Source organism: Trichocoleus sp. Lan (assembly GCF_039961855.1).
Lineage (GTDB): Bacteria > Cyanobacteriota > Cyanobacteriia > Cyanobacteriales > FACHB-T130 > FACHB-T130.
The window spans coordinates 147,578-159,441 of the sequence record NZ_JAMPKA010000005.1 but is presented as its reverse complement, the minus strand read 5'-3'; the positions used below and the strand labels follow the sequence as shown (position 1 = coordinate 159,441).

General features: G+C 46.2%; 6 protein-coding genes. 3 read left to right on the top strand and 3 right to left on the bottom strand.

The genetic code is table 11. The features are described 5' to 3' along the window. Positions 1 to 597 precede the first annotated feature (597 nt). Positions 598 to 2,796, bottom strand: coding sequence for a type I DNA topoisomerase (gene topA, locus NDA03_RS06595; RefSeq protein ID WP_348237631.1), 2,199 nt, complete (start codon positions 2,794 to 2,796; stop codon positions 598 to 600). A gap of 96 nt (positions 2,797 to 2,892) precedes the next feature. Between topA and NDA03_RS06590 the strand changes: the two genes are divergently transcribed. Beyond that, entirely contained in the window at positions 2,893 to 3,936 is a 1,044-nt protein-coding gene (locus NDA03_RS06590; protein ID WP_348237630.1) for an S-layer homology domain-containing protein, read from the top strand. A gap of 58 nt (positions 3,937 to 3,994) precedes the next feature. Here the strand turns inward: NDA03_RS06590 and NDA03_RS06585 are convergent, their stop codons facing one another. Next, a complete protein-coding gene (locus tag NDA03_RS06585; protein WP_190412768.1) occupies positions 3,995 to 4,444 on the bottom strand; it encodes a hypothetical protein in 450 nt (149 codons plus the stop codon). 172 nt (positions 4,445 to 4,616) lie between these two features. Beyond that, a complete protein-coding gene (locus tag NDA03_RS06580) occupies positions 4,617 to 5,690 on the bottom strand; it encodes a peptidoglycan-binding protein (RefSeq protein WP_190439772.1) in 1,074 nt (357 codons plus the stop codon). A gap of 567 nt (positions 5,691 to 6,257) precedes the next feature. Here NDA03_RS06580 and NDA03_RS06575 point away from each other — a divergent pair. Further along, a complete protein-coding gene (locus tag NDA03_RS06575; protein ID WP_348237629.1) occupies positions 6,258 to 7,889 on the top strand; it encodes a hypothetical protein in 1,632 nt (543 codons plus the stop codon). Positions 7,890 to 7,979: 90 nt separating this feature from the next. After that, the gene (bchH, locus tag NDA03_RS06570) at positions 7,980 to 11,846 is read left to right on the top strand and encodes a magnesium chelatase subunit H (RefSeq protein WP_348237628.1); all 3,867 of its coding nucleotides are present in this window, start codon (positions 7,980 to 7,982) and stop codon (positions 11,844 to 11,846) included. The last annotated feature ends 18 nt before the right edge of the window (positions 11,847 to 11,864 follow it).

Genomic DNA, 11,864 nt, shown 5'->3' with positions numbered 1-11,864 from the left:
CGCAAGTACGCTGAAACTACAGGTTTCAATTTTTTACAATTTAAATTTGATTCAATTTGAAAAGGTAAAAGAGTGTATTTATTTTAGTTTTGATTTTAGAATTTATAAAAAAATAGGTAAGTTTCTCTTGTTCAACTTTTTATTAAAACAACGGTTAAAACAACAAAAATACTTTTTAAATTTATAAAGCATTGTAGTAAAAATAAGGTCTGCTATCACTTTAAATTTAGCTATATTTATTGTTATGTATGAATAAAACCTTTAAATAAATGTGATGCTATTAACTACTGATGCCAACCAAAGTATGCTTACACATAGCTATTTTATTTCCAGCTATGTGTAAGGGCAACTACCAAAGTGTTGAGATGCCTCTGTTCTTTGTGAATGGTTTTGCTGTAGTTTAAAATATATCTCCAATAGAAGGCAATTCGAGTTGAGGGATTGGGGGACTGACTTGGCGTTTATTTTTTAGTTAAAACTTGATAATGATTGCGTACACGCCAGACCCTTAAACCATCAAGCAAACAACGTATTTCAATTAGGCGCTTTGTAAATCAAAAAACTAAGCCACAGGTATAGCTACGCATTCTTACTGAATTACTCCGCGCCAAGCTCGCCAAATTTTGGCGACCACCAGTTACCTTTTTTACTCTCAAAGAAGGCTACCTCTTTGCATTTATTTTGTTTGGTTTTCGGGTTAGAGCAACGCAACATCACCTTATCTTGACCATTTTTGGTGTATTTGTAACGCTCTAGGGGAGAGCCACAAATCGGACAAGAATGCTGAGAAGGCTTGTCAGAACGCGGCGGGTTTTTCCGCTTAGCGTCAGGCAATTCATACTCTAGCGTAGATACGTTAAAAAACATCACAGCACCACAGCCATTATTACGCTCATCACAGCTCAAAAAATGGTCTGTTTGAAGTTTTTTAGACTTCGAGTAAATCCTCGTCATCGGATGTTTGCATTTCGGACACCGAATATTAGTGAGTTCAGACCGAGTATCGGTGCGAGTATCCGGGGGTTCCTGAACAGGTTGAGTGACCTGAACTCGGCTTGAATTCGTTACAGTCGGCATAGAAGTGGGAATTTTTGCCCCGGCTTTCTTGATCGCTGGGGCAAAATAGTCGCGGTTCCAGCTAGTCAAATACTTTTGCCAGTCCAGCTTACCGTGAGCGATCGCATCCAATTCCCGCTCCATCTTTGCCGTAAAATCTGCACGAATCAGCTCAGGTAACACCCGACCCAAGAACTCATCCACTTCCATCCCTAGCTGGGTCGGAACGAGCAACCCCTTCTTCAGAACCACATACTCCCGCTCTTTCAAAGTCTTTACAGTCGGAGCATAGGTGCTAGGACGCCCAATCCCCTGTTTCTCCATCACCTGAATCAACTTAGACTCAGAATAACGGGGTGGTGGCATCGTCTGCTTCTGATCGGCATCCGCATGGGTACAGGTCAGCGGTTGCCCTTCTTTGAGAGTCGGCAACACTTGATCTGAACCAATATCTCGCCAGTAGCGGAGATAGCCCTCGAACTGTAGCACCTGACCCAGAGCTTGCCAGGTGACGCTACCAGATTTCGTAACAATTTTCGTCTTCAGGAGTCGCGCTGATTGGCATAGAGAAGCGATCGCGCGTCGCCATATCAAATCATACAATCCAGCTTCTTCGGGTGTTAACTCTGCTTTAATGACGGATGGTAGCCGGGTAATCTCTGTCGGTCGAATTGCCTCGTGCGCCTCCTGGGACAGCGCTGCACTTTTACGAACAGTCGTCTTTTGGGGGACATTCTCTGGGTCATTTTGCTCCAGATACTTCCGCACCGAAGCGCAAAACTCCTCAGATAAAGTTGGGCTATCTGTACGCATATAGGTGATGTATCCTTGTTCGTACAGCTTTTGCGCCACTTGCATTGTTTTCTCTGGATTCAGCTTTAGACGCGCTCCTGCTGCTTGCTGAAGGGAACTGGTAGTAAATGCGGCGGGTGGTTTTTTGAAACTCACTTTACCTTGGGTGCTGACTACCTGATGCGGATGACTCTTCGCCATCGCCACCAGTTGATCCGCCTGAGTTTGTGTTGTCACTCTGGTTCCTTCAGCAGATTTTTTGCTATCAGGAGACTCAGAATCATCGGTTTCCTCTACTTCCGGCTCCTTGGAACCATTGGCTTGTCCTGCATAAAAGGCTCGGAAACCCTCGGCGTAGTCAACGTAAACAGACCAGTAATCTTCAGGGACAAAGGCTGTAATCGCTCTCTCGCGATCGCATAATAGGTGCAAGGTTGCGCTTTGAACCCGACCGACTGACTTGGCTCCGTTTTTGAGCGACCAAACCAGAGGGGAGCCTCTGAAGCCAACTAGCTTGTCGAGACACGTCCTCAGAAGAGCTGCATCTACTAAGTTCTGGTCGAGGGGACGGGGTTTGCTCACTGCTTTTTTAATCGCAGTTTCTGTAATTTCGCTCGTCACTACTCGCCGGGGATTTTTTACCTTGAGTTCTCGTGCCAGATGCCAAGAAATGACCTCACCTTCCCGGTCTGGGTCTGTCGCAAATATGACTTCGGTTGCTGATTTGACGGCTTGTTTTAATTCTGTGAGAACCTTTTTGCCTCGGTCGCCACGGGGGACAAATCGACAAGTAACGCGATCGCCTGATAGGTCAAATCCCAGTGCATCTTCCCCGTCTTTAGCCAGCTCAACGACGTGACCCATGCTTGCCATCACTCGGTAGCCAGAACCAAGGCTTTTCTGCCATTTCTGCCGTTTGCCAGGACTTTCAATTAAAACAAGTTTCATACTCTGTCCTCCAAAAATTTTTAATTCTTGCTTTAAGAAGGATGACTTAGCTAGGCATTTTAGGGTATAAGCTACTTGCTGCATGAACTCAGGTAAATGACATCACCTCCCCCCGATCCACGTTCCTCTCGGCTTGGCTTTGATGAGTTGATTGGCATTGTTGTTGCCTTCGGCGTGATTGGCACGATTTTCTTCTGGTCAATTGGTAGAAGGGAGCCAGGGTTGAATTTGACCGGATTGCCGACTCCTGACGCCACGGCGAGTCCAAAGCCAGCAGCGCCGCTACCAACGGTGATACCCGGAGAATCGCCCACCCAGCAAACGGTTCCGGCACCTTCTGCTTCACCGAGCGACCCAAACTCAACGCTACTCATACCGGACGATCCAAACACGGTATCGGGAAGCGTCCCGATTATTCCCGTACCCGTACCCGCGCCTTCCGCCCCAGCGCCGTCAGTCGCCCCCGCCACAGTACCCGCGCCTGCGCCTTCCGCGCCAGCGGCGGTTGTTCCCGTACCAGCCCCCACAGCTTCTGCCCCAGCTAAACCGATCAACTTTTCCGATATCCCCGACAATTACTGGGCGCGTCCTTACATTCAAGCGCTGGTTGAACGCAACATCCTCGCGGGTTTCACCGATGGCACTTTTCGCCCCGATCAACCGATCACTAGAGCGGAATTTACGGCTCCGTTGCGGAAAGCTTTTGGTCAAAAACCGGCTCAGAATGCTTTGAATTTTAAAGATGTCCCCTCTGGGTACTGGGCTGAAGCTGGAATCAAGCAAGCTGTGGCAACGGGTTTTTTGAAAGGATATCCGGGAAATCGGTTTCTCCCAAACCAAGAAATTCCGAGAGCGCAAGTTTTGGTTGCGCTTGCTAGCGGCTTAGGGCTGAAACCACCGTCCAATCCGGCTCAAGCTTTGCAGACTTATCAAGACGCCAAGGAGATTCCTAAATACGCGACCCAAGGTGTCGCAGCGTCTACAGCCGCCGGTCTTGTGATTAACTATCCGAATCAAAACTTGCTCAAACCGAATCAAGCGGCGACTCGTGCTGAGGTAGCTGCTGCAATTTATCAAGCTCTCGTACAAGCCGGACAAGCACAACCCATTTCCTCTCCAGCCGCTGTGCAGCCACAATGAGGGAACCATCGGAGGGGCATGGCATTGTTCGTTTGAGCGAAGCGTTTGGCGACACGGATCAAATTCGGTTTTGGAAGTTGCGATCGCCTTTATACCCGGATAGCTCGGCGAGTTCTTCTAAAGAAAGCAGACCTGAGTAACGCCGCCCCTTAATTTCCCAAGTGGGAAAGCCTTTAATCTTTGCCTTTGTGCAGAGGTCTGGACGCGGATTTTTACCGCCCGCATCGCACTCAATGTAGTTTATATAACCAAGCGCCTCTTTTGGAAACAGTTCTTTCTGTTTTGTGCAGAAAGGGCACCAATATGCCCCGTAAAATTTGGCTTTGGTGCGCTTCAAGTGGCGTGCTAAACCCACTTCTGCTGTAGTAGCGGCGCGATTCGAGGATTTGGTTGGCTGGAGTGCTGATTCTGTATATGGATCGGATGAACAGCCAGCAATTAATGCCAGTAGAGCGATCGCAGTAGTGCGGATGATAACCGCGCTAAGGTCAAATCTTTGAACTTGCATAGCTCTCAGTTGGGTAGATGTTCGGCAATCAGCAAAGTTTACCTTTTGTTTTCATACCATTTTGCTTTACTGTTGCCCAATCTAAATTTCTGAACTATCGATAAATAGAGACGCAATAAATCGCGTCTCTACAATCTAAACTCAAAATCTTAACTCAAAAAACTCCTCAGCCTTAGCGACCATCAACTGACCAGTGGGGCGGGTCATTTGCTAGCTTAAATACGCCATAGGATGCACCCACACTATAGAGAGCCGTATTGTTGGCACCATTCGTGGGAGCGCCAATATTCACCAGGGTGCCATCTCTCTTTTTTATTTTTAGAATTCCTTCCCAGGTAATGTTCCAATCGATGGCTAGCCTTTCAGTATGGCGAGATCTTAGAGCCACCGGATTCCCCCCAATCCCGAATTCATCTACCATCAGTTGTGCAGCTTGCACAGCTACAGCGTTCGTATAATGTACCCATTCAATGTCAACTCCCGCCATATTTGGTACATTTTCTGCTCTGATTTCTCCTCGACTAATCCGAGCCGAATAGTGCATCATATAAGCTCTTTGTGGAGGTCGATAGGTAGCGGCAATAATGGTTTGGGCACCCGCATCAATTAAAGCTTTTTGAAAAGCTGCTACCTTTTCTCGGAAAGGCGAAGCTAAATCAGAAATCGAGCGGCTAGTCGGAAAGTTGTCATACCAATGCGGACCACTCAAGCGAAATCGGATTCTTTTGGCATAGGCGTTGAGGATATCCATTGCTGGGATAAAATCTGCGCCTAATTTCTGCTTAGTCGTTGCAGAAAGTAGATTTTCCAATTCATCACGCAAGCGCACATCTCTTTGGAGATAAGCTTGGGCTAACCCTTGGCTACTTCTAGCTCCAAAGTCTCCATCTACGGTTAAGTCGGGAACCAATATAGTATTCAAAGACTTTTGTAAATCTTTAACCTCTGCCTCGCCAAAGCGCAGATAAGCAAGCAACATTGCTGCCGTAAGATTGGGAACTTTATAAAGAAAACCGTCGCTCAAAGCTTTGGTGTAGGTGGTATTATCCACAACTCCATTAACCGGCAAGTTATTCCTTTGCTGATAACTACGGGTAGCTGTATCGCTAATCTTGCCAAAGTCTCCATCAACGGTTCCTATCGGATAACCAGCCTCTTTTAAAAAGCTTTGCCAAGCACTGACTGCTGCTCCATTAGAGCCGATTTTGAGTGTGGGTAATTTCAGCGCACTGATATTAAAAGCCATAGATTCCACCTGAATTCAATATTGCTAACTTTTCTGTTAACTAGCCAACAGAAAGCCATCGAGTAAGTCTAGCTTTTGTGCTATTTTAGCACTACAAAAGAACGCAGCCAATGAGAGTTACACTGCTTGTGCGATACACTTGCATTTTATAGCTTAATGCTTAATAAGTTTCGATATATAACTTTAGTTATTATTTCCATTTTCTGTCTATCTTCCTATTTAATTCTAATAATTACATTATTGGAAAATATATTATGCCTAAAATCAATCCTCTAACTTATGATAATTAATAGTTAATTAATTATCTGGCTTTTTTATGAAATTAAATTTTCTTGAACTTGAGGTAGCTTTTATAGTAAAACCTCTACCTAATCTTCTGTCCACTTTTCAAATAAAAGATTTAAATATTGTTACAAATTGCTACAATATTTAATTGAATCTTATCGTCTTAGAGATTCTACCGGCTAATTTGAAACCGCTGCTGATTTAACACAAATTCCGGATTTTATCTCATCGGTTGTGGAGCATCTGGTAACGAATGTTCGCTTTTTTTAATAAGGAGACTTTATGGCAGACTCTGGAAATCGAATGCGCGATCGCACGCCAGACGATGTAATTATTCAGGCACAGGCGCGAAAACCCATTACAGATCCCAGCCTGGGTATTGCCGTTGAAGTGAGTAGACAAGGAACTCCTAAGCATCGGCTGGTCACGATTGGGGACTCTCTCTCTCACGGCTTTCAAAGTGGGGCAATCTTCAATACTAGCCTCTCCTATCCGATGATGATTGCCAAGGAAATGGGCTGGTCTAACCAGATGCGTTATCCCACCTACGACGGGCCAGGAGACGGGTTTCCGCTGAACCTAGAACATCTGGCTCGACAACTCGATCGGGAGTTTGGTGATATCAACTGGTTGGATTTCGCTCCAGCGCTGTTGTTTATACGCCACTACATGGACGATATAGAGGATTATTGGGAACGTGACGCAGGCTCCCGCTTCCCAATTCAGCGAGGGATTAATCACAACCTGGCGGTCTATGGTTGGGATTTGCGGAATACCCTGTCGCGTACTGCGGACATTTGCCTAGACATCATTCGGAAAAATCCGCCTAAAGACGATTATCTGCGGCAGGTTGTCGAGTATCATAACGAACGCGCTGCTATCCGAGTTTTGAATTCGGCGCGGGATGCACAAGGCAACGCGCTGACGCCACTGCAAGCGGCGGCAGCACTGGGCGCTGAGGGGACGCAAGAAAGCGATGGTAACGGCATTGAAACGCTGCTTGTTATCATCGGTGGCAACAATGCGCTGGGTAGTATTCTGACATTTAAGGCGGCTTGGACTGCTGAAGGTTATGACGATATGGCGGTCAACGATCGCTATACTGTCTGGCGTCCGATTCACTTTAAGGCTGAACTGGACAAGCTGGTTGAGGAAGTTAAGCAAATCGGCGCTCGCCATGTAATCTTGGCAACGGTTCCTCACATCACCATCCTTCCTTTTGCCCGTGGTATCAATAAAGACAATGAAGGGAAAAAAGCTAATCCGGGATCTCGATACTTCCCTTACTACTCTTTGCCTTGGCTTACCGAAGAAGAATTCGATCCGGATAAGCACCCGTACCTGACAGAGGAGGAGGCACGAGCAATCGATAGTGCCATCGACCAGTACAACGACTATATAACCGATGCGGTGCGTCAGGCTCGACAGGAAGGCAGAGATTGGTATCTGTTTGAAATGGCTGGCTTGTTGGATCGCTTGGCATCCAGGCGCTATATTCAAGACCCCGAAGCCAGACCGACTTGGTGGGATGAAGTGGGTGGTCAGTACGAGTTGCCACCTGAGCTTCAGGCACTTTCACCTGTACCAGATTCCCGCTTTTTTAAAGCTGATGCAACAGGTCGCACTCAAGGCGGCTTATTCTCTTTGGATGGTATTCATCCTACTACCATTGGCTATGGCATCATGGCGCAGGAGTTGATTGAGATTATGCACAAGAAGGCGGGGGTCAAGTTTTATGAAAGCGATGGGAAAACCGAGCGGACTGGTGACATCAAAGTTGATTTTAATCGCTTGATTGCCTTAGATACGCTGATTTCTAACCCACCGCGATCGCTCTCTAATGCTCAGAGTTTAATCGGTTTGATTGATAAGAACTTTAATATCTTCAGCGGGATGCTCAGGGCGAGTTACTAAAAGCAATCTGAAGGTCGGGGTGGGCTTAGGCGTCCCATCCCCAAGGTTCCTGCTTAAGATCGAAAGGAGGAACCTTTAATATCTCTGGGCATGAAACGCATTGTTCTAATCGCTGGGTTTGAATCATTCAACGCTGACTTGTACCGGAAGGCAGCTCATTTGGCTCAGGCTAGGTGTCCGGAGTTGGATATTCGGGTGTTTAGCGATCGCGCCCTCACGACGGAACCAGACGCCGTAGAAGCCGCACTCCAAGGGGCAGATGTCTTTTTCGGTAGTCTGCTATTTGATTACGACCAAGTGATGTGGTTGCGCCAAAGGGTGCAAAATATCCCCATTCGCCTCGTTTTCGAGTCAGCCTTGGAATTGATGAGCCTCACTCAGATAGGCGCATTCAAAATTGGCGACAAGCCCAAGGGAATGCCCAAACCTGTTAAATTTATTCTCGACAAATTCAGCAACGGTCGAGAAGAAGACAAACTTGCGGGTTATATTAGCTTTTTAAAAGTTGGGCCAAAGTTATTAAAATTTGTGCCAGTGCAGAAAGTGCAAGACTTACGCAACTGGCTGATTATTTACGGTTATTGGAACGCTGGTGGAACAGAAAATGTCGCGTCGATGTTCTGGACGCTGGCAGAGAAATATTTGCAGTTAAAGGTAGGAGAAATTCCGCCGCCAGTTGAAACTCCAAATATGGGATTGCTGCATCCCGATTATCAAGGCTTTTTTGAATCTCCAAGGGCATATTTGGAATGGTATCGACAGCTTCGCAAAGGAGAAGAAAATAACAAAGAGAATTCACCAATTACCAATTCCCAATTCCCAATTCCCAATTCCCAATCCCCAGTTGTCGGTATTCTGCTTTATCGCAAGCACGTTATCACCAAACAGCCTTACATTCCCCAACTCATTCGCCACTTTGAGAAAGCTGGGTTGATACCTTTGCCAATCTTTATCAACGGCGTCGAAGGTCATGTGGCGGTGCGGGATTGGATGACCACAGACTACGAAATGCAACAGCGACAACTCGGTAATCTTGAAACTCCATCTCTGTCTGAAGATGCGGTTCCAGTAGATGCAATTGTCTCTACGATTGGCTTTCCCCTCGTCGGTGGCCCTGCGGGGTCAATGGAAGCAGGGCGACAAGTGGAAGTAGCAAAACGCATTCTAACTGCCAAGAATGTACCCTATATCGTCGCTGCACCGCTACTAATTCAAGATATCCATTCTTGGACGCGGCAGGGTGTGGGCGGGTTACAAAGTGTTGTTTTATATGCTTTGCCAGAACTGGATGGGGCAATCGATCCTGTTCCCCTCGGTGGATTAGTAGGAGAAGATATTTATCTAATTCCAGAACGAGTTCAGCGTTTAACTGGAAGGTTGAAAAAATGGATTTCCCTGCGACAAAAGCCAACGGCTGAACGTAAAATTGCCGTAATTTTATATGGTTTTCCGCCTGGATATGGGGCGACGGGGACAGCGGCTTTATTGAATGTACCTCGAAGTCTTATTAAATTCCTTCACGCCCTCAAAGACCAAGGCTACAACGTCGGAAAATTACCGGAAGATGGGGAAGAATTAATTCGCCTGGTGAAAGAAGCGGATGAGAACCCCACCCCAACCCTCCTCGTGAACGGGGAGGGGGCAAGATCATTCACCTCCGTTGACGGCGGAGTTCAGGGAAGTACAAGCGTTAACGCTAAAACCTTAGAAAATTGGCTGGGATATTTGCTAACGACTCGCATCGAAAAACAGTGGAAATCCCTCACTGGAACTGGCATCAAAACTTATGGAGATGAATTTCAAATTGGAGGGATACAACTAGGAAATATTTGGATAGGCGTACAGCCACCCTTGGGAATTTCCGGCGACCCGATGCGGCTAATGTTTGAGCGCGATTTAACACCTCACCCTCAGTATGCCGCTTTCTATAAATGGTTGCAAAACGACTTTCAAGCTGATGCTGTCGTTCACTTCGGAATGCACGGAACGGTTGAATGGTTGCCCGGATCTCCGCTCGGTAATACGGGCTATTCTTGGTCAGATATTCTGCTAGGAAATATCCCCAATCTATATATCTATGCGGCAAACAATCCTTCTGAATCAATGTTGGCAAAGCGTCGCGGCTACGGGGTGCTGATTTCCCATAATGTGCCGCCTTATGGTCGTGCTGGATTGTACAAAGAATTGGTGTCGCTGCGCGATTTAATCGCGGAGTATCGGGAAGACCCGCAAAAAAATTACGCCCTCAAGGAAGCGATTTGTAAAAAGATTGTAGATACGGGTTTGGATGCAGATTGTTCTTTTGAGGATGCTAAACGCTTAGGTATTGACTTCTCTCCTGAGAATGCCAGACTGTTCAGTGCAGATGTTTTTAATTCTTACTTAGTAAAACTGTATGAATATCTGCAAGTTCTAGAAAATCGTCTTTTCTCATCTGGTTTGCATACGCTGGGGGAACCACCAACTCCCGAAGGACTAATTAGCTATTTTGATGCTTATTTTGAATTGCCAAAAGACATTATTGAGGCAGTTGCTAAAGGCGCAGACAACCAGGCAGCACTATCAGCACACTGGGAATCCTTAAACAAAACATATCCTAATGTTAAATTTCGCATCAATCCTAATCTTCCAGAGTTAATAGATGAAGCGATAAAAATACGTGATTTATTGCAACAAAATAGTGAAGAAATCACTAATTTGCTGCGGGGACTTAATGGCGAATATATTCCGCCTGCGCCGGGTGGTGATTTGTTGCGGGATGGTGCTGGTGTGTTGCCAACAGGCAGGAATATTCATGCTTTAGATCCCTATCGGATGCCTTCCCCAGCCGCTTACGAAAGGGGTCGAGAAGTTGCTAGAAAGATTATCGCCCAACATCTTAAGGAACAGGGTTCTTATCCGGAAACTGTGGCAGTGATGTTATGGGGATTGGATGCGATTAAAACGAAGGGCGAATCTCTGGGAATTTTGCTGGAATTAGTGGGTGCTGAACCTGTTAAGGAAGGTACGGGAAGAATTGTCCGTTATGAATTAAAACCCTTAGCAGAAGTTGGTCATCCGCGTATTGATGTGTTAGGGAATCTTTCGGGAATTTTCCGCGATACCTTTATCAACATTATTGAATTGTTGGATGATTTGTTTCAACGCGCCGCTGATGCTGAGGAACCGGAAGACCAAAACTTTATCCGCAAACACGCTTTAGCATTGAAATCTCAAGGTGTAGACAATCCCTCAGCGCGATTATTTTCTAACCCCGCCGGTGATTTTGGTTCGTTAGTGAACGATCGCGTAACCGATGGTAACTGGGAATCTGGCGATGAATTGGGCGATACTTGGCGCGATCGCAATGTCTTCAGCTACGGTAGAAAAGACAAAGGACAAGCTAGACCGGAAGTGCTGACGCAGTTGTTGCAAACAAGCGATCGCATTGTCCAAGAAATCGACTCGGTTGAATATGGTCTTACCGATATTCAAGAATATTACGCCAACACTGGCGGCTTGAAAAAAGCCGCAGAAAAACAACGCGGTAAAAAAGTTAGCGCCAGCTTCGTCGAAAGCTTCTCTAAAGACACCACGCCTCGCAATTTAGACGATTTACTTCGTATGGAGTACCGTACCAAATTGCTAAACCCCAAATGGGCAGAAGCAATGGCGAATCAAGGTTCCGGTGGTGCTTACGAAATCTCCCAACGCATGACAGCACTAATTGGTTGGGGAGGGACTGTTGATTTTACCGATGATTGGGTATACGACCAAGCAGCAGATACCTATGCTTTAGATGCAGAAATGGCAAATAAATTGCGTGAGGCGAATCCCGAAGCTTTCCGCAATATTGTTGCGAGAATGATAGAAGCAAATGGGCGAGGTTTCTGGCAACCTTCTGAGGAGAAATTACAGAAGTTACGCGAATTGTATGAATTATCGGAGGCAGAAATTGAAGGTGTAAGCATAAGCTAATCGGATGATATGGTAGTT

What these genes read in the sequence shown, in the direction of transcription:
- topA (WP_348237631.1), bottom strand. Translation starts at nt 2,796, where the DNA reads ATGAAACTTGTTTTAATTGAAAGTCCTGGCAAACGGCAGAAATGGCAG.
- NDA03_RS06590 (WP_348237630.1), top strand. Translation starts at nt 2,893, where the DNA reads ATGACATCACCTCCCCCCGATCCACGTTCCTCTCGGCTTGGCTTTGAT.
- NDA03_RS06585 (WP_190412768.1), bottom strand. Translation starts at nt 4,444, where the DNA reads ATGCAAGTTCAAAGATTTGACCTTAGCGCGGTTATCATCCGCACTACT.
- NDA03_RS06580 (WP_190439772.1), bottom strand. Translation starts at nt 5,690, where the DNA reads ATGGCTTTTAATATCAGTGCGCTGAAATTACCCACACTCAAAATCGGC.
- NDA03_RS06575 (WP_348237629.1), top strand. Translation starts at nt 6,258, where the DNA reads ATGGCAGACTCTGGAAATCGAATGCGCGATCGCACGCCAGACGATGTA.
- bchH (WP_348237628.1), top strand. Translation starts at nt 7,980, where the DNA reads ATGAAACGCATTGTTCTAATCGCTGGGTTTGAATCATTCAACGCTGAC.